20 protein-coding genes are annotated in these 20,931 nt (G+C 72.1%); 6 read left to right on the top strand and 14 right to left on the bottom strand.

Features of this window, described 5'->3' with window-relative positions; translation table 11 throughout:
- Positions 1 to 16: 16 nt before the first annotated feature.
- From ACIRSS_RS21990 to ACIRSS_RS21970, 5 genes are all read right to left on the bottom strand, one after another.
- Entirely contained in the window at positions 17 to 3,913 is a 3,897-nt protein-coding gene (locus tag ACIRSS_RS21990; RefSeq protein ID WP_400897706.1) for a Pls/PosA family non-ribosomal peptide synthetase, read from the bottom strand.
- Positions 3,914 to 4,167: 254 nt separating this feature from the next.
- The gene (gene der, locus ACIRSS_RS21985) at positions 4,168 to 5,667 is read right to left on the bottom strand and encodes a ribosome biogenesis GTPase Der (RefSeq protein ID WP_400897704.1); all 1,500 of its coding nucleotides are present in this window, start codon (positions 5,665 to 5,667) and stop codon (positions 4,168 to 4,170) included.
- Positions 5,668 to 5,683: 16 nt separating this feature from the next.
- Positions 5,684 to 6,343, bottom strand: coding sequence for a lysophospholipid acyltransferase family protein (locus ACIRSS_RS21980; protein ID WP_400897702.1), 660 nt, complete (start codon positions 6,341 to 6,343; stop codon positions 5,684 to 5,686).
- Positions 6,340 to 7,044 (bottom strand): (d)CMP kinase, encoded by a 705-nt coding sequence (gene cmk, locus ACIRSS_RS21975; protein WP_400899753.1) that lies wholly within the window; start codon positions 7,042 to 7,044, stop codon positions 6,340 to 6,342. Before cmk ends, ACIRSS_RS21980 begins: the two co-directional genes overlap by 4 nt.
- Before the next feature lie 92 nt (positions 7,045 to 7,136).
- Complete coding sequence (locus ACIRSS_RS21970; protein WP_400897700.1) at positions 7,137 to 7,703, bottom strand: TetR/AcrR family transcriptional regulator; 567 nt, start codon at positions 7,701 to 7,703, stop codon at positions 7,137 to 7,139.
- Positions 7,704 to 7,793: 90 nt separating this feature from the next.
- On the opposite strand from ACIRSS_RS21970, the gene ACIRSS_RS21965 reads away from it, so the two are divergent.
- From ACIRSS_RS21965 to ACIRSS_RS21950, 4 genes are read left to right on the top strand one after another with little or no spacing between them, the layout of a single operon-like run.
- Complete coding sequence (locus tag ACIRSS_RS21965; protein ID WP_400899751.1) at positions 7,794 to 8,162, top strand: DUF4267 domain-containing protein; 369 nt, start codon at positions 7,794 to 7,796, stop codon at positions 8,160 to 8,162.
- 36 nt (positions 8,163 to 8,198) lie between these two features.
- Complete coding sequence (locus ACIRSS_RS21960) at positions 8,199 to 8,681, top strand: cation:proton antiporter regulatory subunit (RefSeq protein WP_400897698.1); 483 nt, start codon at positions 8,199 to 8,201, stop codon at positions 8,679 to 8,681.
- 7 nt (positions 8,682 to 8,688) lie between these two features.
- The gene (locus tag ACIRSS_RS21955; RefSeq protein WP_400897696.1) at positions 8,689 to 9,882 is read left to right on the top strand and encodes a cation:proton antiporter; all 1,194 of its coding nucleotides are present in this window, start codon (positions 8,689 to 8,691) and stop codon (positions 9,880 to 9,882) included.
- 49 nt (positions 9,883 to 9,931) lie between these two features.
- Positions 9,932 to 10,288, top strand: a complete 357-nt coding sequence (locus tag ACIRSS_RS21950) for a DUF4440 domain-containing protein (protein ID WP_400897694.1) — start codon at positions 9,932 to 9,934, stop codon at positions 10,286 to 10,288.
- Here the strand turns inward: ACIRSS_RS21950 and ACIRSS_RS21945 are convergent.
- Complete coding sequence (locus tag ACIRSS_RS21945) at positions 10,285 to 12,126, bottom strand: Xaa-Pro dipeptidyl-peptidase (RefSeq protein ID WP_400897692.1); 1,842 nt, start codon at positions 12,124 to 12,126, stop codon at positions 10,285 to 10,287. The genes ACIRSS_RS21950 and ACIRSS_RS21945 overlap by 4 nt on opposite strands.
- 66 nt (positions 12,127 to 12,192) lie before the next feature.
- On the opposite strand from ACIRSS_RS21945, the gene ACIRSS_RS21940 reads away from it, so the two are divergent.
- The gene (locus ACIRSS_RS21940) at positions 12,193 to 13,014 is read left to right on the top strand and encodes an SAM-dependent methyltransferase (protein ID WP_400897691.1); all 822 of its coding nucleotides are present in this window, start codon (positions 12,193 to 12,195) and stop codon (positions 13,012 to 13,014) included.
- Here ACIRSS_RS21940 and ACIRSS_RS21935 read toward each other — a convergent pair.
- The 6 genes from ACIRSS_RS21935 to xerD form a co-directional block, all read right to left on the bottom strand.
- Positions 12,993 to 13,745, bottom strand: a complete 753-nt coding sequence (locus ACIRSS_RS21935; protein WP_400897689.1) for a pseudouridine synthase — start codon at positions 13,743 to 13,745, stop codon at positions 12,993 to 12,995. The genes ACIRSS_RS21940 and ACIRSS_RS21935 overlap by 22 nt on opposite strands.
- Entirely contained in the window at positions 13,732 to 14,622 is an 891-nt protein-coding gene (scpB, locus tag ACIRSS_RS21930; RefSeq protein WP_400897687.1) for an SMC-Scp complex subunit ScpB, read from the bottom strand. The genes ACIRSS_RS21935 and scpB overlap by 14 nt, the downstream gene beginning before the upstream one ends.
- Positions 14,619 to 15,533 carry a segregation and condensation protein A gene (locus ACIRSS_RS21925; RefSeq protein ID WP_400897685.1) on the bottom strand — a complete coding sequence of 305 codons (915 nt, stop codon included), beginning with the start codon at positions 15,531 to 15,533 and terminating at the stop codon, positions 14,619 to 14,621. Before ACIRSS_RS21925 ends, scpB begins: the two co-directional genes overlap by 4 nt.
- A complete protein-coding gene (locus ACIRSS_RS21920) occupies positions 15,533 to 15,940 on the bottom strand; it encodes a cobyrinic acid a,c-diamide synthase (RefSeq protein WP_400897683.1) in 408 nt (135 codons plus the stop codon). Before ACIRSS_RS21920 ends, ACIRSS_RS21925 begins: the two co-directional genes overlap by 1 nt.
- Complete coding sequence (locus ACIRSS_RS21915; protein WP_400897681.1) at positions 15,937 to 16,908, bottom strand: ParA family protein; 972 nt, start codon at positions 16,906 to 16,908, stop codon at positions 15,937 to 15,939. The genes ACIRSS_RS21920 and ACIRSS_RS21915 overlap by 4 nt, the downstream gene beginning before the upstream one ends.
- Before the next feature lie 146 nt (positions 16,909 to 17,054).
- Complete coding sequence (xerD, locus tag ACIRSS_RS21910; protein WP_400899749.1) at positions 17,055 to 17,957, bottom strand: site-specific tyrosine recombinase XerD; 903 nt, start codon at positions 17,955 to 17,957, stop codon at positions 17,055 to 17,057.
- Positions 17,958 to 18,066: 109 nt separating this feature from the next.
- Here xerD and ACIRSS_RS21905 point away from each other — a divergent pair, with 109 nt between their 5' ends.
- Entirely contained in the window at positions 18,067 to 18,576 is a 510-nt protein-coding gene (locus ACIRSS_RS21905) for a DUF1707 domain-containing protein (protein WP_400897679.1), read from the top strand.
- A gap of 21 nt (positions 18,577 to 18,597) precedes the next feature.
- Here the strand turns inward: ACIRSS_RS21905 and ACIRSS_RS21900 are convergent, their stop codons facing one another.
- Positions 18,598 to 19,227, bottom strand: a complete 630-nt coding sequence (locus ACIRSS_RS21900; protein ID WP_400897677.1) for an NUDIX domain-containing protein — start codon at positions 19,225 to 19,227, stop codon at positions 18,598 to 18,600.
- Complete coding sequence (locus ACIRSS_RS21895; protein WP_400897675.1) at positions 19,224 to 20,924, bottom strand: CTP synthase; 1,701 nt, start codon at positions 20,922 to 20,924, stop codon at positions 19,224 to 19,226. The genes ACIRSS_RS21900 and ACIRSS_RS21895 overlap by 4 nt, the downstream gene beginning before the upstream one ends.
- Positions 20,925 to 20,931 lie beyond the last annotated feature (7 nt).

The following is a 20,931-nucleotide window of genomic DNA, read 5'->3' as shown; positions in this document are numbered from 1 at the left end:
GGTACTTCGTGACCTTCTACTTACCCGTCCACGCGGAGATCGGGTTGCCGAGCCAGCGCGTGTCGGCCGGCACCTCGTCGCCGCGGGTCACCAGCGAGCCCGGGCCCACCGTCGTGCGCGCGCCGATGCCGGCGCCCGGCAGCACGATCCCGTGCGGGCCGAGCGTCGCGCCTTCGCCGAGCGCCACGCGCGACATGCTCATGATCCGGTCGTGGAACAGGTGCGTCTGCACGACGCAGCCGCGGTTGATCGTCGCGCCGTCGCCCAGCGACACCAGGTCCGCCTCGGGCAGCCAGTACGTCTCGAGCCAGACACCGCGGCCGATCTTGACGCCCATCGTGCGCAGCCACGCGGTCAGCAGCGGGGTGCCGCCGACCGAGCCGATCAGCCACGGTACCGCGAGCGCCTCGACGAAGGTGTCGGCCAGCTCGTTGCGCCAGACGAAGGAGCTCCACAGCGGGTGGTCGATCTCGCGGAACTTGCCGACCAGCAGCCACTTCATCGCGGTCGCGGTCAGCGCCGCCACGATCCCGGCGGCCAGCAGGGCGGGCCCGGCCAGCAGCAGGGCGACGCCGAAGCCGAACGCCGTCGCCGCCCACAGCAGCCCGAAGGCGACCGAGACGGTCAGCGCGACCCCGCACATCACCGGGATGATCCGGCACAGCTCGACCAGCGCCCGCGCCGCCTTGAAGTGCAGCGCCGGGGTGTAGGTGCGGCTGGTGTCGGCCTCCCCGATCGCGCGGCGGACCGGCAGCGGCGGCATCCCGAGGTACGACGAGCCCTTCTTCGCCTTCAACGGCGTCGAGGACAGGACGCCGACCAGGCCGCGCTTCGGCACCGACCGGCCGGGCGCGGTCATCCCCGAGTTGCCGAGGAACGCCTGCTTGCCGATCCGGGCCGGGGCGACGTGCAGCCAGCCGTGGCCGAGCTCGTAGGTGGCGACCATGGTGTCGTCGGCCAGGAACGCGCCGCTGTCGACCTTGGTCATCTTCGGCAGCGCCAGGACCGTCGACGCCTCGACGTTGCGGCCGACCTTCGCGCCGAGCAGCCGCAGCCACACCGGCGTGAACAGGCTGGCGTACAACGGGAACAGGCCTTCGCGGGCCATGTTCATCAGCCGCTCGGTGGCCCAGACCTGCCACGCGACGCGGCCGTGCACCGGGTGGTAGCCCTCGACCATGCCGATGCTCAAGCACCGGACCCCGACCAGCACGAGCAGCATGTACGCCAGGAAGTACGCGGCGGTCGCGGCCGGGACGAAGACCAGCGCGCGGGTGAACGCGTCCAGCAGCGTCGGCGCACCGGCGATCGCGTAGCCGAGCACGCCGACACCCGCGAGCGCGGCCACGCCGGGCAGGAAGCCGAGCGCCAGGGAGGTCGCGCCGTAGACGGCGGCCCAGAAGTGCGACCGCGGCGGGCGGCTCGACGGCCACTTCAGCGCGTCGCGCTCGTCCTTGGCCACGCGCGCCGCCGGCGAACCGGCCCAGCGCTGCCCGGCCGGGACGGCGCCGCGGACGGTCGACCCGGCCGCGATCTCCGCGCCCTTGCCGATCCGGACACCCGGGAAGAGCGTGCTGCGCGCGCCGATGCGGGCCTCCGCGCCGACGCGGACCTTGCCGATGTGCACGACGTCGCCGTCGACCCAGTGGCCGGTCAGGTCGACCTCGGGCTCGATCGCGGCGCCGCGGCCCAGCTTGAGGAAGCCGGTGACCGGCGGCGGCGAGTGCAGGTCGACGTCCTTGCCGATCCGCGCGCCGAGCGCCTTGGCGTACGTCGTCATCCACGACGCGCCGGCGACGCTGTCCGCGCCGGAGAACTCGGCGAGCTTCTCGGCCGTCCACAGTCGCAAGTGGACACTGCCGCCGCGCGGGTACGTGCCCGGGCGGACGCCGGAGAGCAGCACGCGCGCGCCGCCTGCGGCGATCGCGATGCGGCCGGCCGGGCTGAACAGCACCAGCCAGGCCAGGCCGATCCACGCCCAGCCCATCGTCGGCGCCCAGGCGAACCCGAGCAACGACAGGACGTTCGACAGCGCGGCGGCGAGCGTCGCCCAGCGCAGCCCGACCAGGCCCATCAGCGGGACCATCAGCAGCGTCTGGACGACCCCGGCGCGCCGGGGCGTCGGCGCGATGTCGCGGCGCTCGGTGGCCTGGCCGCTCAGCGCGTCCAGCATCGCGGCCAGCGCGCCGAGCTTCGGGTAGGCGTAGACGTCGGCGACCGACACCTGCGGGTGGCGGGTGCGGATGCGCGCGACGACCTGGGCGGCCGTGAGACTCCCGCCGCCGTGGGTGAAGAAGTCGGCCTTCGGGTCGTCGACCGACACGCCGAGGATCTCGGCCCAGCCTTCGGCGAGCCACGTCTCGGTCGGCGACAGCCCGGCGGCGTCCACAGTGGACAGCGGCCACGGGAGCGCGTTGCGGTCGACCTTGCCGGACGTGCGGGTCGGCAGGTCGTCGACGACGGCGAGCAGCGGCACCAGCGCGGCGGGCAGGTGCTCGCGCAGCCGGGTCGCGGACTCGTCCTGGTCGAACGGGACACCGGCGGCCGGGACGACGTACCCGACGAGGACCTGGTTGCCGGCCTTGGTTCGGCGGATCGCGGCGGCCGCGCCCTGCACGCCCGGCAGGGCCTGCAGCGCGGCGTCGACCTCGCCCAGCTCGATGCGGCGGCCGCCGAGCTTGACCTGCTCGTCGAGGCGGCCCAGGAACAGCAGGCCCTCCTCTTCGGCGCGGACCATGTCCCCGGAGCGGTAGGCGCGCTGCCAGCCCAGCGACGGCAGCGGCGCGAACTTCTCGGCGTCCTTCTCGGCGTCGAGGTAGCGGGCCAGGCCGACGCCACCGATGACCAGCTCGCCGGTCTCGCCCATGGCGACCGGCTCGCCCTCGTCGTTGACGACGGCGAGCTGCCAGCCCGCCAGCGGCAGGCCGATCCGGACCGGGCCCTCGCCGGTCAGCTGCGCGGCGCAGGCGACGACGGTGGCCTCGGTCGGGCCGTAGGTGTTCCAGACTTCGCGGCCTTCGACGGCGACGCGCTCGGCCAGCTCCGGCGGGCAGGCTTCGCCGCCGAAGATGAGCAGGCGGACGTCTTCGAGGGCGTCGGCGGGCCACAGCGCGGCCAGCGTCGGCACGGTCGAGACGACGGTGATGCCCTGCGCGACCAGCCACGGGCCGAGGTCGACCCCGGTGCGGACCAGCGCGCGCGGCGCCGGGACCAGGCAGGCGCCGTGCCGCCAGGCCAGCCACATCTCTTCGCAGGAGGCGTCGAAGGCGACGCTCAGCCCGGCCAGCACGCGGTCGTGCGGGCCGATCGGCTCCTCGGTGAGGAAGAGCTCGGCCTCGGCGTCGACGAAGGCGGCGGCGGACGCGTGCGTGACCGCGACGCCCTTGGGCTTGCCGGTGGACCCGGAGGTGAAGATGATCCACGCGTCGTCCGCGGGGCCGGGGACGCCGTCACGCCCGCCCGGCGTGCTGTGGACCTCGATCTTGCCGTCGGTGGCGACGGCCGCGACCTGGGCCTCCTCGAAGACCAGCTCGGCGCGCTCGTCCGGGTCGTCCGCGTCGACCGGCACGTAGGCGGCGCCGACGGACAGGGTGGCGAGGATCGCGACGTAGAGCTCGGCGGTACCGGAGGAGATCCGGATGCCGACGCGGTCGCCCAGGCCGACGCCGTACGAGCGCAGGCGGCGGCCGTAGGCGTCGATCTCCTCGAGCAGCCGGCGGTAGGTCAGGGTGGTCGTGCCGTCGTCGATGGCGGCGGCGGCCGGGTACCGCTCGGCGGTCTCCGCGAGGATGTCGAGCAGGGTGCGCTCGCCGGCGCCGAGGCCGGACCAGAACAGCGCCCGGTCGGCGACGGGGGCGGCCACGGGCGTGGCGAGCACCGGGGCCGTTTCGGCGGGTTCGATCGTGACGGTCATCGGGCGTTCACCTCGACCGGAACGAAGACGTGCAGGGACGGACTATGGGCGCGCAAGCCCATCACTCACCTTCCGCGAGCCTCACCGGGCTTGCTCTCCTGAATGAGGCGCCCGCAACGACCCTCCACCATACTCGCTGGTGAAGGAAATATATCTTCCCGGTCACGACGGAGTGTCGGACCTCACGATCACGGCCCTGACCAGCGTGATCCAGGTCGCAATCGACGGACCACGCCGGCCGGGGCGTCAGGAAATCACCGCGTGCGCGCGGCTTTTCCGCCGACCTTCGGTTTCGCCTTCTTTTCGCGAACCCGCACATTCACCCGAACGGGGCTGCCCGCGAAACCGAACTGTTCGCGGAACTTGCGCTCGATGAACCGGCGGTAGCCCGCCTCGAGGAAGCCGGTGGTGAACAGCACCAGCGTCGGCGGCCGGATGCCGGCCTGCGTCGCGAACAGCACCTTCGGCTGCTTGCCGCCGCGGACCGGCGGCGGGGTCGCCGCGATCAGGTCGGAGAGCCACGCGTTGAGCTGGCCGGTCGGCACCCGCTGGTCCCACGACGCCAGCGCCGTCCGCAGCGCCGGGGCGATCTTGCGCACCGAACGGCCGGTCAGCGCCGAGATGTTGACCTTCTCCGCCCACGGCACGCGGACCAGGCCGCGCTCCAGCTCGCGGACCATCGCGTGCCGGCGGTCCTCGTCGACCAGGTCCCACTTGTTGAACGCGAGCACGCAGGCGCGCCCGGCCTCGACGACCATGGTCAGCACCCGCAGGTCCTGCTCCGAGATCGGCTCGGCCGCGTCCAGCAGCACGATCGCGACCTCGGCCGCGTCGATCGCGGTCTTGGTGCGCAGCGAGGCGTAGTACTCGGCGCCGGCGGCGAAGTTCACGCGCTTGCGCAGGCCGGCCGTGTCGACGAACCGCCAGGTCTCGCCGTCCAGCTCGACCAGCGAGTCGACCGGGTCGACGGTGGTGCCCGCGACCGAGTCGACGACCGAGCGCTCCTCGCCGGACAGCTTGTTCAGCAGGCTCGACTTGCCGACGTTCGGCTTGCCGACCAGCGCGACGCGCCGCGGGCCGGTCGAGGCGGCGCCGCCTTCGCGGGGCGCCTCGGGCAGGGCCTTGAGGATGGCGTCGAGCAGGTCGCCGGAGCTGCGGCCGTGCAGCGCGCTGACCGGGTGCGGCTCGCCGAGGCCGAGCGACCACAGCGACGCGGTGTCCGCGAGCAGCCGGTCGTCGTCGACCTTGTTCGCGGCCAGCAGCACCGGCTTCTTGGAGCGGCGCAGGACCTTCGAGACGGCCTCGTCGGTGGCGGTGGCGCCGACGGTCGCGTCGATCACCAGCAGCACGGCGTCCGCGGTCTGCATGGCGAGCTCGGCCTGCGCGGCGACGGAGGCCTGCAGCCCGGTCGCGTCCGGCTCCCAGCCGCCCGTGTCGACCAGGGTGAACTTCCGCCCGCCCCAGTAGGCGTCGTAGGCGACGCGGTCGCGGGTCACGCCCGGCACGTCCTGCACGACGGCTTCGCGGCGGCCGAGGATGCGGTTGACCAGCGTCGACTTGCCCACGTTGGGGCGGCCGACGACGGCGAGCACCGGCTGCCCGAGGGCGGCCTCCTCGGCCAGCTCGGCCGCCTCGATCTGCGCGTCGAGCGCGGCGAACTCGGTCTCGTCGGACCAGGTGCCGTCGACTTCGCCGACGCTGTCCAGCGCCGCCGACGTACTTTCTCCCGCGGAGGCGGAATCAAACACTGCCATCACTACCCAATTTCCCTTATGGCGTAACGAATCCGTTTTCGGTACGCCAATCGTCCAAAGTCTTCACGAGCGCCGCGAGCTCGCCGCGCAGCTCCTCGGTGCCCTGGTCGAGCCCGGTCTTGCCGGGGCCGACCTTCGGCGTGAACGGCTCCCCCACGAGGATGTCCACGCGCGGGCGCCAGCGCCTCTTGCCGTCGGCCGGCTTGCGCGTGCCCCGCGTCGCGACCGGGAGCACGGTCGCGCCGGAGGCCCGGACGAGCCAGGCCGCGCCGCGTTCGGCCGCGCCGACGTCGCCGGCCCCGCGGGTTCCCTCGGGGAAGATGCCCACGACGCCGCCGTCCTTCAGCACGCCGACCGCGGTCATCAGCGGTTTGCGGTCGATCTCGCCGCGCTTGAGCGGGATCTGCCCGATCGCCAGGAAGAACTTCCCCACGATCCCGCCGAACATCTCGGCCTTGACCAGGAACGCCGAGCGGCGCGGCAGCATTCCGAAGATCAGCTGCGGTTCGATCATCGAGCTGTGGTTGGCGATCACGAGCACGGGCCCGGTGGCGGGCATGCGCTCACGGCCGTGCACGCGGATGCGGAAGGCCGACCGCAGATGATACCGGGCGAAGACCCGCCCGGCGTCGTGGAGCCAGCCGACGGAGCCTTCCGGCAACCCGTCAGCTTTCATCGGGCGACCTCGGCGTTGCACCCCGCCAGCAGGCCGCGGTGGCTGGCCAGTTCGCTGAGGGCGACGATCACCTGGTCGATCGACAGCTCCGAGGTGTCGACGTGCACGGCGTCGTCGGCCGCGCGCAGCGGCGAGGCGGCGCGGGTCGAGTCGAGGTGGTCGCGGCGTTCGACGCTCGCGAGGGCGTCGGCGACCGACGACTTCCGGCCGGCCGCGGTGTCCTGGGTGCTGCGGCGCGACGCGCGGACGTCGGCGGACGCGGTCAGGAAGACCTTCAGCGGCGAGTCCGGCGCGACGACGGTGCCGATGTCCCGGCCCTCGACGACGATCCCGCCGCGGTGGCCCACGACGTCCTCGATGATCTGCCGCTGCCGGGCCACCAGCAGCTCCCGCACGTGCGGGACGGCGGAGACGGGCGAGACGGCCTTGGTGACCTCGGGCCCGCGGATGTCGGCGGCGACGTCCGCGCCGGCCAGCCGGATCTCGGGCCGGTCGGGGCTGGTGCCGATGGCGAAGTCGGTGGCGTCGGCCAGGCGGGCGACGGCGTCCGCGTCGGCCGGGTCGACGCCCGCACGCAGGACGGCGAGGGTGACCATCCGGTACATGGCGCCGGTGTCGAGGTAGCCGGCCCCGAGCCGCTGGGCGAGCTTGCGCGCGACGGTGGTCTTCCCGGTCCCCGACGGGCCGTCCAGCGCGACCACACCACGTAGGGCTCCCGTCACCGGCACTCTCCTAGCGTTCTCGTCAACGTTCTCCGCCGGTGTCCATTCTGCCGGTCGGGCCGCGGAGGAGATCAGTCGCCCCGCACGCCGAAGCGGGCGACCACCAGCGAGAGGCGCTCGTCACGGTGCTCCCGGGACAGCCGGTGCCCCCGGTCGAGGGTGATCAAGCCGTGCAGCGTGCTCCAGAACACCTCGGTCAGGACACCCGCGTTCCGGGTGCCCGCCACCGGCTCGACGACCGCGAGGAGCTCCGCGAAACTCGCCTTCATCACCTCCGGGGTGTCGTCCTCGGCGAACCGCAGCTCCGAGGCCAGGGTGAACATCGCGTCGTAGAGGGCCGGCTTCGCCTCGGCGAACTCGACGTACGCCCGCGCGACCCCGGCCAGGCCGGCGGCGCGGGCGGCGGCCAGCGTCGCGGCCAGCTCGCCGAAGCCCTCCAGGGCGGCCGCCGCCATGATGGCGTCCTTGCCGCCCGGGAAGTGGCTGTAGAGCACCGGCTGGCTGTATTCGATCAGCGCCGCGAGCCGGCGGGTCGTGACCGCGTCCCAGCCCTCCGCCTCGGCCAGCTCCCGGGCCGCGGTGACGATCCGCTGCCCCCGCTCGGTCCGGTCGCGCACACGCCGTTGTCGCTGGGTCATAGGTCACACCCTAGCACTGCTAGACAAAATAGCGTCGCTAGATTAGCGTTGCTAGCAATCCTAGCGATGCTAGAAACCGAAGGGAACACCATGATCGTCACCGGCTACATCCTCGTCGCGATCGTCTCGCTCGGCATCATCTACGTCGGCCTCAACTACCTCTTCGCGCCGGCGAAGATCGCCGTCGGCTTCGGCTTCACCGAGGTCCCCGAGAACGCCGAAAGCTTCCTCAACGTCAAGGGCGGCCGCGACGTCGGAGCCGGCCTGATCCCGCTGGCCCTGATGATCTACGGCGACCCGCACGCACTGGGCTGGGCTTTCCTCACCGCGGCCCTCTGGCCCGTCTTCGACATGCTGATCGTCTTGCGCCACCGGGGGAAGAAGGCCATCGCCTTCGGAGTCCACGGCGGGACCGCGGCCGTGATGGTCGTCGCGGCGGCGCTCCTGCTGCTCGGCTGAACACCGCGAATCGGACACGTGGGTTACGGTGGTTGGGTGAACGTCGAAGTAACTCCCCTGCCCGGCATCGGGGTCCGCAAGGACTTCAGCACCCGGACCGGCCGCCGCATCGGCGTCGTGACCCAGCGGGACGGCCACACCGATCTCATCGTGTCCAAGTCGGACGACCCGGACGCCTGTGCCGCCTCGATCCCGCTGACCGCGGACGAGGCGGGCACGCTGGCCAACCTGCTCGGCGCGCCGCAGCTGGTCGCCCAGCTCACGGAGGAGCACCGGGACCTGCCGGGGATCAGCACGCGGCAGCTGCCGGTCAAGCCGGCCGGCCCCTTCGACGGCCGGACGCTCGGCGACACGGCGATGCGCACCCGCACCGGGGTTTCGGTGGTCGCGGTGGCGCGGGCGGGGCAGGTGCACCCCTCGCCGACGCCCGACTTCACGCTCACCGGCGGCGACCTGCTCGTCGCGGTCGGCACCGGCGAGGGCCTCGAAGCCGCCGCCAAGATCCTGAAGTACGGCTGAGCGCACGATGGACCACACCGCGCTGTCCCTGATCGAACTGGGGGCGGTCTTCTTCGTGCTGGGCGCGCTCGGGCGCCTGGCCGGCAAGATCGGCCTCTCCCCCATCCCGCTCTACCTGCTCGGCGGCCTCTGCTTCGGCTCCGGCGGGCTGATCCCGCTCACCGACATCGGCGGCTTCACCCACCTGGCCAGCGAAATCGGCGTCGTGCTGCTGCTCCTGCTGCTGGGGCTCGAGTACTCCGCGGCCGAGCTGTTCACCGGGCTGCGCCGGTCGTGGACGGCGGGCCTGCTCGACATCGTCCTCAACGCCGCCCCCGGCGCGGCGGTCGCGCTGCTGCTGGGCTGGGGCCCGGTCGGCGCGATGGTGATGGCGGGCGTCACGTACATCTCGTCGTCCGGGATCGTCGCGAAGGTCCTCGGCGACCTCGGCCGGCTCGGCAACCGCGAGACACCGGTGGTGCTGTCGATCCTCGTCTTCGAGGACCTCGTGATGGCGCTCTACCTGCCGATCCTCACGGCGGTGCTGGGCGGGGTGTCGCTGCTCGGCGGCATGGAGGCCGTCGGGATCTCGCTGCTGGTGATCACCGTGGTGCTGGTGATCGCGCTGAAGTTCGGCCGGTACGTCTCGGCGGCGGTCGACAGCCCCGACCGCGAGGTGTTCCTGCTCAAGGTCCTCGGCGCGGCGCTGCTGGTGGCCGGCGTGGCGTCGGCGATGCAGGTGTCGGCGGCCGTCGGCGCGTTCCTGCTCGGCATCGCGATCTCCGGTTCGACGGCGGAGAACGCGACGCACCTGCTGGAGCCGTTGCGCGACTTGTTCGCGGCGGTGTTCTTCGTGGTGTTCGGGCTCAACACGAACCCGGCGTCGATCCCGCCGGTGCTCGGCTGGGCGATCGTGCTGGCGGTGGTGACGACGCTGACCAAGGTCGGCACCGGCTGGTGGGCGGCGCGCCGGCAGGGCATCGGGAAGATGGGCCGGGCCCGCGCGGGAGCGGCGTTGGTCGCGCGGGGCGAGTTCTCGATCGTGATCGCGGGGCTCGCGGTGACGGCGGGCGCGGTGGACGGCGAGCTGGCGGCACTGGCCACCGCGTACGTGCTGCTGATGGCGATCCTCGGCCCGACGGCGGCGCGGGTCGTGGAGCCGATCGCCCGGGCGCTGCAACGGAAGTCGGCGACGCGGACGGCTGCGGCCGAGGCGAGCTGAAGCCGATAACCGGTCGCGCGCGGCGAGGCCGGACCGGCACAGTCGGGCCATGGACGACGAAGACCAGATCGCGGAAGCTCTCGCCGCGGAACGGGAGTCCCTCCGGCCCGGGTGCCGCGCCGACGCGGCCCGGTTCGCGCGGCTGCTCGCCCCGGACTTCCACGAATTCGGCAAGTCCGGCAGCGAGTTCGGCTACGAGGAGGCACTCCGGCTCGTGGCGGCTTCGGACGGCGCGCCGATCACCGTGGAGAACCTGCGGGGATCGCTCGTCGCCGACGGCGTCGTGCTGGTGAAGTACACCTCCGAGCACGCCGGACGGCGCGCGCACCGCACGTCCCTGTGGCGCCGCGTCGCCGGCGGGCACTGGCAGATCTTCCACCACCAGGGCACGCCGGCCGCGGGCTAGCGCAGGTCCGCCCGGCCCGCCGACGGCACGTGCTCGCCACCGCCCGCGGCCGGATGCGTCGTCGCCGCGGGGACCACGCCCGCCAACGGCACCGACGCCGACGTCCGCGCCAAGTCCAGCGTCACCCGGCCCGGCTGGGCCGGACCGCGGATGAAGCTGCCGTCCGTCCCCCCGATGATCAACGCCAGGGCGTGGCCGCGCGGCACGACGTGGTCGGTCGACGCCAGCCGGAACGTCATCGTGTACGCCGTCCCCGGCGTCAACACCCTTTCCTGCGAAAGCGATGCGTAGTTCGCCAAGTCCGCCCAGCCCCGGCTGAGGATCGTGTAGTTCACCTTCTTCACGTCGGCCGACGTGATCCGGTAGCAAGCGTCGTCACCCGACGTCGAGGAGCCCCAGCAGTTCTCCGCCGTCCCCGTCTTGATCCCCTCGCCGCTGCCGGCGAAGTTGCGGATCGTCGCCGCACCGAGGTCGACCAGCAGCGCCGACACCCGGGCCGACGACGTGCTCGGCATCGCCGTCACGGTCACCGACGACGTCCCGGAAACCTGCAGGTCCGAGGCCAGAGCACCGGTCGAGTACGTCAACGCCGCGCTGCCCGGGTTCGTCACCCACGTGTCCTCGCCCAGGCTGGGGTTGTCGGTGAAGTACGCCGTCCCGGACGCCGGCGAGGTGCCCAGCTTGCCGGCCGCACCCGGCCGCAACGTCGTCGCCACCGCACCCGCCGCCGGGTACGCGCTCTGGTCCGCCCACTGGTCCGGCTGCCGCTCGACACTCGCCTGCGGCCCGTTCTGGACGCCGTTGTCGATGCCGAGCAGGTAGTGGTCGAACCACCGGTGCAGCAGGTCCACCCAGTCCGCGCGCCGGTAGTCGAACGGGTCGACGTGCCCGGTCTGCGACAGCCAGATCTTCTTCTCGACGTTCAGCCCGGCCCACCACTGTCCGAAGTGGATGGTCTTGACGTTCAGGTCGTTGACGCCGTGGGAAAGCAGCACGCTGGCCCGCACGTTGCCCGCGTGGGTGACGTAGTCCCGGTCCGCCCACAGCGGCCCGTAGTCGCCGTTCGCGGTGGCGCCGTCGGTGAGGACCTGGTTCTGCGCCGAGCAGTTCTGGCCGCTGTTGCGCGCCTCGACCGTCTGCGCGAGCCCCGCCGGGTTGAAGCCGAACGTCGCGCCGTCGGAGCGGTAGTAGTCGTACCAGGAGCTGATCGCCGAGATCGGCACGATCGTCTTCAGCCCGGCGACACCGGTCGCCGCGACGCCGTTGGCGATGGTGCCGTCGTAGGACTTGCCGATCATCCCGACGTTCCCGGTGCTCCAGCTCGCCGGCACCGCGCTGCCGCCGGTCTTGGCGGTGTAGCCGGCCGCGCGGCCATTGAGCCAGTCGACGACCTTGCGCGCCGAGTCGACGTCGGAGGTGCCGCCGACGTCCGCGCAGCCGGCCGAGCGGTTCGTCCCGGCCAGGTCGACGAGCACCACGGCGTACCCGCGCGGCACGAAGTAGTTGTCGTAGAACAGCGGGAACTTCACCGGCTTCCCGGCGCTGTCGTAGGACTTCAGCTCGCTCTCGTTGCCGCGCCCGCAGCACGAGTAGTACGGGCTGGCGTCCATGATCACCGGCACCCGCGAAGTCGCTTCGCTCGGCCGGATGATGTCGGCGGCGACGCGGTCGGGCTTGCCGTCGCCGTCCCCGTCGTGGCCGATGTCGACCCAGACGGTTTCGCGGATCGCTTTCGCGTAGTCGTAGACCGGTTCGCTCGCCGCGGGCGCCGCGGCCGCCGGGGCCACCGCACCGGACAGGAGCACCGCGAGGACCCCGCACACCACCCCGAGTCGCATGCCCGTCACGCTAGCGAGCCGTGATCGCGTTCACCACGGCGGAAAGTCGGGCGTAGGTTGGGGATCATGACGGAGTCCCTGCCCGCCGTGGGCCGGACCGCGGTCGGCGTCGCCGGCCTGCGGGCCCGCGAAAGCCGCCGCCCCGACCGGCTCTTCGACGATCCGCACGCGGCCGCGTTCTTCACCGCGGGCCGGTCGGTCCTGCCCGAGAACCGCCCGGCCGGCCGCCTGGGCGCGTTCTTCGCCTCGCAGGTCGTGATCCGCACCCGGTTCTACGACGAGTACCTGCTGGGTTCCGGGTGCGCCCAGGTCGTGCTGCTCGCCGCCGGGCTCGACGCGCGCGGGTTCCGCCTGCCCTGGCCGGCCGGCACCCGGCTGTTCGAGCTGGACCTGCCCGAGGTCTTGGCGTTCAAGGACGACGTACTCGCCGAACAGGGCGCCGAGCCGTCCTGCGAGCGGATCGCCGTCCCGGTCGACCTGCGCGAAGACTGGGCGAGCGCACTCCGCGCCGCCGGGTTCGTCCCGGACGTCCCGACCGCGTGGCTGGCCGAGGGCCTGCTCGTCTACCTGTCCCACGACGAAGCCGACCGGATGCTCACCACGGTGACCGGGCTCTCCGCGCCCGGCAGCACCGTGTCGTTCGAGCACCGGGCGGACGGGACACCGGACAGCCTGCTGGCCCGCGCCAAGGCGGCGCCGGGCAGCGAGCACATCACCGGCCTGTGGAAGGGCGGCCTCGGCGACCGGGCACCGGAGTGGCTGCGCGAGCACGGCTGGGAGCCGGCCACGGTCACCGGCGCCCAGCTGGCCGCGGACTACGGCCGCCCGGACGACGCGACCCCCGGCGGCTTCGTGACAGCGGTGTGTCAGAGCTCGACGTTGCGGTAAAGCGCCCCGACCTCGCCCTTCGTCAGCCGCCGGATCGAGCCGACGCGCTGGTTGCCGAGCTGGACATCGCCGACCGCCGTGCGGACCAGCTTGAGCACCGGGTGGCCGGTGTCCTTGAGCAGGCGGCGCACGATGTGCTTCTTGCCCTCGTGGATGACCAGCTCGACCAGCGACTTGCCCGAGTGCATGTCCTTGACCCGGAACTGGTCGACCTTGACGATGCCGTCCGGCAGCTCCCAGCCGTTGCGCAGCTCCTTGCCGAGCCCGCGCGGGACGAGGCCGTCGACCTCGGCGAGGTAGGTCTTGAGCACCCGGTAGGACGGGTGCATCAGCCGGTGCCCGAGGTCGCCGTCGTTGGTGAGCAGCAGCAGGCCTTCGGTGTTCTCGTCGAGCCGGCCGACGTGCACCACGCCGGGCGTCTCCTCGTAGCGGCCGGCGAGGTAGTCGCCGACGCACGGGCGGCCGCGGTCGTCCGACATCGTCGAGTGCACGCCCTTGGGCTTGTTCAGGGCGAGGTAGATCAGGTCGTCGCGCAGGTTCACGCGGGTGCCGTCGACGTGGATGATCGCCTCGTCCGGGTGCACCCGGCGGCCCAGCTCGGTGACGACCTGGCCGTCCACCTCGACCCGGCCGGCCGCGATCAGGTCTTCCGCCGCCCGCCGGGAGGCGACCCCGGCCTGCGACAGCACCTTCTGCAGGCGGATGCCGTCGGGGTGCTCACTGGATGTCATCGATGGTGTCCACTTCGGGTAGCAACGGAGCGATGGCGGGCAGGTCGTTCAGTGACGACAGCCCCAGTCGCTCCAGGAACAGCTCGGTCGTCACGTACAGCGTGCCGGTCGTCTCGGGGTCGGTCCCCATCTCTTCGATGAGGCCGCGCGCGAGCAGCGTCCGGATCACGCCGTCCACGTTCACGCCGCGCACCGCGGCGACCCTGGCCCGGGTCACCGGCTGCCGGTACGCGATCACGGCGAGGCTCTCCAGCGCGGCCCGGGTCAGCTTCGACCGCTGGCCGTCCAGCAGGAGCTTCTCCACGAACGGGGCGTAGACGTCCCTAGTGTAGAACCGCCACCCTTCCCCGACGCGGCGCAGGTCGATCCCGGAGGTCCGGTCGGTGAACTTCTGCGCCATGGTCCGCAGGGCGACGACGATCCGCGCCTTGGGCTGTTCGAGGGTTTCGGCGAGCAGCTCCTCGCTGGCCGGCGAGTCGACGACCAGCAGAAGCGACTCGAGGGCGGCTTCGAGGGCCTCATCGGAGGTGACGTCGGGCAGCAGGCTGACGTCCCCGGCGGCGACGAGGTCCGACTCGGGATCGTCGGGATCGAGAGCGGGCTCGGCAGCTTCGGGCTCAGGCTCGGCAGGCGCGGAGCTTTCGGGTGAAAGCTCCGCATCGGGCTCGGGCTCGGGCTCGACGGCACTCTCCTCGGCCGGCTCTTCCGCCGCAGCCTCCTCGGCCGGAGCTTCCGCGACCAGCGGCTCCAGCGGCTCCTCCGGCTCGCCGTCCTCGGTGACCGGCTCGCCGGACAGCGCCTCGTCCAGCGCCAGCTCCGCCGCGGCCGCCTCGACCTGCTCCGACCCCGGCTCCGGCGTCTTGTCTTCGGGGCTCACCCGTACTCCTCTTCGTCTCCGGCGGACCGGTCCAGCTCGGCCGCCGCGGAGGCTTCCGCCATCGAGCCGCCCGTCCAGCGGACGTGCAGCTCCGCCAGCGCCTCGCTCTGCTCGAACTGGACCGTCGCCTCGCGGTAGAGCTCCAGCAGCGCCAGGAAGCGCGCCACGATCTCGACCGTGTGCTCGCAGTCGTCGACCAGCTCGCCGAACGTCGCCTGCCCCGCCGCGGCCAGTTTGACCCGCAGCAGCGCCGCGTGCTCGCGGACCGACACGCGGCCCATGTGGATGTGGGCGATCGACACCGTCGGCGGCGGCTTCGGCCGGAACACCGCCACCGCGATCTCCGCGAACTTCTGCGGCGTCACGCCCAGCATCACCTCGGGCAGCAGCCCGATGAACCGCTCCTCCAGCGCCACCGAACGCGGGTAGCGCCGCAGCGCGCCCTGCTCCAGCTCGCCGAACAGCGCCGCCACCTGCTTGTACGCCCGGTACTGCAGGATCCGCGCGAACAGCAGGTCGCGGGCCTCGAGCAGGGCGAGGTCGTCCTCGCTCTCCACTTCGGCCGACGGCAGCAGGCGCGCCGCCTTCAGGTCCAGCAGCGTCGCCGCGATGACCAGGAACTCCGTCGTCTCGTCGAGGTTCCAGTCGGTGCCCAGCGCCCGGGTGTAGGCGATGAAGTCGTCGGTGACCCGGTGCAGCGCCACCTCGGTGACGTCGAGCTGGTGCTGCGAGATCAGCTGCAGCAGCAGGTCGAACGGTCCCTCGAAGTTCGCCAGCCGCACCTTGAACTTCGACGTGCTCAGTTCCTCGGTGTTGACGCCTTCGGGGATCATCCCGCCGTGCACCGTCTGGTGCTCTTCGGGAACCTGTTCCTCCGGAGCCGATGCCGGGACCGGTGCCGGCTCGTCCATCAGCCCTCGGTTTCGCCGCCGTCTGAGCCGACCACCCGCAGCCGCTGCACCAGCACCGACTCCTCGCCGTTGGCGTCGAAGTCGGCCAGCAGCACGGCGACCGCCTCGCGGACCAGCCGGCCGCGGTCGACGACCAGGTCGTGCTTCGCGCGCAGCGTCAGCCGGGCCTGCTCCATGGCGACGAGCTCGTCGCCGGAGACGTACACGGTGATCTTCGCGTCGTGCTTGGTCCGGCCGGACCCGTGCGGGGCCGCGCTGCGGGCCAGCTGTTCCGTCCGGCCGTTGTCCGAAGGCCTGGCCTTCTCGACGGGCTCGGCGGGTGGTGCCTGGGGAGGGAGATCGAGGGCGGGACTGGAGGTGATCCTGAAGAGTTCCGACGCTCCGGGCAGGGAGGCGCGCCTGCTCACCGAGCGATCACCTCACGGGCCAGCTGGCGGTACGCCGCCGCGCCGGCCGACTTGGGCGCCCAGGTCGTGATCGGCTCACCCGCGACCGTCGTCTCGGGGAACCGCACGGTGCGGTTGATGACCGTGTCGAACACGGTCTCGCCGAATGCCTCCACCACGCGAGCCATGACCTCCTTCGAGTGCAGGGTTCTCGGGTCGTACATGGTGGCGAGAATCCCGACTATGTCCAGTTTGGGGTTGAGGCGTTCCTGCACCTTCTCGATCGTGTCGATCAGGAGCGCGACGCCTCGGAGACTGAAGAACTCGCACTCGAGCGGGATGATCACGCCGTCCGCGGCGGTCAGCGCGTTCACCGTGAGCAAGCCGAGTGAGGGCTGGCAGTCGACAAGAACATAGTCGTAGTCGTTCATGACCGGACGAAGGACCCGTAACAACGTGTGCTCGCGCCCTACCTCGGCGACGAGCTGGACCTCCGCCGCGGACAGGTCGATGTTGCTCGGCAGCAGGTCAACGCCGTCGACGCGGGTTTTCATCAGCACGTCGGTGGCGCTGACCGACCGCTCCATGATGGCGTTGTAGACCGTGTGGTCCAGTTCGTGCGGCTGGATGCCGAGACCGACGGCGAGGGCGCCCTGCGGGTCGAAGTCGACGAGCAGCACCTTGCGGCCGTACTCGGCGAGGGCGGCACCCAGGTTGATGGTCGACGTCGTCTTGCCGACGCCGCCCTTCTGGTTGCACATCGCCATGATCTTGGCCGGGCCGTGCTTCTCCAGCGGGGCCGGGTCGGGGTGCTCGCGGATGGGCCGGCCGGTCGGCCCGATCCCCTCGAGCTTCACCTTCTTGCCGTTGCGCTCCTGCGGCTCGTCGCCGTCGTGGATCTCCGGCGTCGCGATCTTGACGTCGTTGAGGTTCGCCGCCGCCGACCCGGCGGACTCGGCCGCGTGGGCCGGCTGGTTCGGTGTCGACATGGCGAGAAGACTCCTTGTTCGTCGCGTCCGACGCAGCCTATGCGCGGAGCCGGAGCCCCGGCAAAGCAACGCGCCGGACTCGACGGGGCAATGTCACTCGACCGTCGGTGCAGCGTACGAAGGCCCTTCGCCCTCCATGGGGCCATCTAGCCCAACGCCCGCGGGTGCGCCGTCGCGTACACCTCGCGCAGGGTGTTGACCGTGACCAGCGTGTACACCTGCGTCGTCGTCACCGACGCGTGGCCGAGCAGTTCCTGCACGACCCGGACGTCCGCCCCGCCTTCGAGCAGGTGCGTGGCGAAGGAGTGGCGGAGCGTGTGCGGCGACACGACGGCGGCGATCCCCGCCCGTTCGGCGGTGTCCTTGAGGACCTGCCACGCGCTCTGCCGCGAAAGCCGGCTGCCGCGGGCGTTGAGGAACAGCGCCGCGGTGCCGCGGCCGTGCGCGGCGAGCGCCGGGCGCGCGCGGACGGTGTAGGCGTGCACCGCGGCGAGCGCGGGCCGCCCGATCGGGACGAGCCGCTGCTTGCCGCCCTTGCCGTCCAGCAGGACCGTGCGTTCGGCGTCGTCCACGTCGTCGATGTCCAGCCCGACGGCTTCGGAGATCCGGGCGCCGGTCGAGTAGAGCAGTTCCAGCAGCGCCCGGTCGCGCAGCGGGCGCTCGCCGTCCGGCGGCGGGGTCTCGAGCAGCCGCAGGACGTCGTCGACCGGCAACGCCTTGGGCAGCCGCTTCGCCGGCGTCGGCGGGCGGACCTCGCGGGCCGGGTTGTGCTCGGTGAGGCCTTCGGCGTGGGCGAACTTGTGCAGGCCGCGCACGGCGACGAGCGCCCGCGCGGCCGAAGACGCCGCCAGGGGCCGGTGTTCGCCGTCGCCTTCGCGCAGCGCGGCGCCGAACGACGTGACGTGCGCGGACGTGGCGTCGGCGATCTTGGCGACGCCGGCGCCGTCGAGGTGCGCGGCGTACCGGCGCAGGTCACGGGCGTAGCTGTCCAGGGTGTTGCGCGCGGTCCCGCGTTCGACGGCCAGGTGGTCGAGGTACGCGGCGATCACGCCGTCCGTGCTGTGCGGGCTGGAGGCCACGCGGCACACCTTAGGCCGCCCGGGGCTCGTGACCCGGCAGAAACCCCGTTCTCAGGTTCGCGCGGTTACCTTGGATTTCATGGAGTCTGACGAACTCCGCATCGGCACGGCCGAGCGGGAGGAAGCGGCGCGGCTGCTCGCCGACCACTTCGGCATGGGCCGCATCACGCCGGACGAGTACGAGACGCGGGTGACGGACGCCTACGCGGCGACGACCCTCGGCGACCTGCGGCCGCTGTTCCGCGACCTGCCGCCCCCGCACCCGGGCTTCTTCGGGCCGCCGCCGGCGTACGCGCAGGCGACGATGCAACTGCCGATGTACGCGCCGGACCCGTACGCGCCGCCGCCGGCCCCGATGCCGTACGCGCCGGTCCCCTACTCCTACCGGTCCAAGACCGTCGCCGGCGTGCTCCAGATCGTCCTGCCGTTCGGCGTCGGGCGGTTCTACACCGGCCAGGTCGGGCTGGGGCTGCTCCAGCTCTTCGTGGTGCTGGTGACCGGCATCGGCTTCCTGTGGCCGATGATCGACGGCATCATGCTGCTGAAGGACGGCGGCCTCGACGCCCAGGGCCGTCCGCTGCGCCCCTGAAGCGGGACGCAGCGGACCCCCTCAGGACTGCTTGCGCTTGGCGAACGCCGTCGGGCGGTCGTCCCACGGGGCGTCGGCCGGACGCGCCGGGGCCACTCCGGTGACCACCGCGTGCGCGGCCAGTACCCCGGACACCGTGGCGCCGTTGATCAGCTCGCCCGCCAGGGCCATCCGCACGGCCTCGGCGAGCGGGAACTTGCGGATGACCAGGTCCGCCTCCTCCTCGCCGAGCACCTCACGGTCCACATCGGACAGTCCGCGGGCCAGGAAGACCCGCACGACCTCGTCGGTGAAGCCGGGCGACGCCGCGACGTCGACCAGCGTCACCCAGTCCGAAGCGGCCAGGCCGACCTCTTCGACCAGCTCGCGCTCGGCCGTGCCGACCGGGTCCTCGCCGAGGTGGTCGATCAGGCCCGCCGGCAGCTCCCACAGCCGGTGCCCGATCGGGTGCCGGTACTGGTGGATGAGCGTGACCTGCTGCTCGTCGTCCAGCGCGACGATCGCGACCGCGCCGAGGTGCTCGATCACCTCGCGGACCGCGGTGTCACCGCCCGGCATCACGACGTCGTCGATCCGCAGGCCGACGACGCGTCCGATGTGGACGTCCCGGCTCGACGCGACGCTGAACTCGTGCTCGCCCGGGGCGGTCATCGGGCCGCCACCGGCGCCTCGGGCAGCTCGACCGGCAGCCGCTCGGCGACCTTGCGGTCGACGACGGCCTTGACGAACGCGCTGAACAGCGGGTGCGGCCGGGTCGGGCGGCTCTTCAGCTCGGGGTGCGCCTGGGTGCCGACGAAGAACGGGTGCTGGTCGGCGGGCAGCTCGACGAACTCGACCAGGCGGTCGTCCGGCGACGTGCCGGAGAAGACCAGGCCCGCGTCCGAGAGCTGCTTGCGGTAGGCGTTGTTCACCTCGTAGCGGTGGCGGTGGCGCTCGGACACCTCGGTGGTGCCGTACGCCTTCGCGACCTGCGAACCCGCCTTGAGCTTCGCCGGGTAGGCGCCCAGGCGCATGGTGCCGCCCATGTCCCGCTCCCCCGCGACGACGTCGCGCTGGTCGGCCATCGTCGAGATCACCGGGTGCGTGGTGTTCTCGTCGAACTCCGACGACCCGGCGTCCTTGATCCCGGCCAGGTGCCGCGCGGCCTCGATGACCATGCACTGCAGGCCGAGGCACAGGCCGAGCAGCGGCACGCCGCGGGTGCGGGCGTACTCGATCGCGCCGACCTTGCCCTCGATGCCGCGGATGCCGAACCCGCCCGGGATCAGCACACCGTCCACATCGGACAGCACGGACGCGGCGCCGGACGCGGTCTGCGCGTCGTCGGAGGCGACCCAGACGATCTCGACCTTGGCGCGGTGGGCGAACCCGCCCGCGCGCAGGGCCTCGGTGACCGACAGGTAGGCGTCGGGCAGGTCGATGTACTTGCCGACGACCGCGATCCGCACGACCTCGTTCGGGTTGTGCACCCGGTCGAGCAGGTCGCCCCACACCGTCCAGTCGACGTCCCGGAACGGCAGCCCGAGGCGACGGACGACGTAGGCGTCGAGCGCCTCGCTGTGCAGCACCTTCGGGATGTCGTAGATCGACCGCGCGTCCGGGCAGGCGATGACGGCCTCGGTGTCGACGTCGCACATCAGGCCGATCTTGCGCTTGAGGTCCTCGGGGATCTCGCGGTCGGCCCGGCAGACCAGCGCGTCGGGCTGGATGCCGATGTTGCGCAGCGCGGCGACCGAGTGCTGGGTCGGCTTCGTCTTGAGCTCGCCCGAGGGCGCCAGGTACGGCACCAGCGAGACGTGCAGGAAGAAGCAGTGGTCGCGGCCGACGTCGTGGCGGACCTGGCGACAGGCCTCCAGGAACGGCAGGGACTCGATGTCGCCGACCGTGCCGCCGACCTCGGTGATCACGACGTCCGGGGCGTTCCCGGCCTCGTCGGGCTCGGCCGCGGCGGTGATCCGGGACTTGATCTCGTCGGTGATGTGCGGGATGACCTGCACGGTGTCGCCGAGGTACTCGCCGCGGCGCTCCTTGGCGATCACCTCGGAGTAGACCTGACCGGTCGTGACGTTGGCCTTGCCGTCGAGGTCGCGGTCGAGGAAACGCTCGTAGTGCCCGATGTCGAGGTCGGTCTCGGCGCCGTCGTCGGTGACGAACACCTCACCGTGCTGGAACGGGTTCATCGTCCCGGGGTCGACGTTGAGGTACGGATCGAGCTTCTGCATCGTGACGCGAAGCCCGCGCGCGGTAAGGAGCTGTCCCAGGCTGGAAGCCGTGAGTCCTTTACCCAGAGAGGAGGCGACGCCTCCGGTGACAAAAACGTACTTGGTAGCCCGTGACTGAAGTCCCACGGGCCGC

The sequence above is a fragment of the Amycolatopsis sp. NPDC101161 genome (assembly GCF_044768185.1).
Classification (GTDB): domain Bacteria; phylum Actinomycetota; class Actinomycetes; order Mycobacteriales; family Pseudonocardiaceae; genus Amycolatopsis.
Note: the sequence above shows the minus strand (reverse complement) of the source record. Positions and strands in the feature narration are given on the sequence as shown.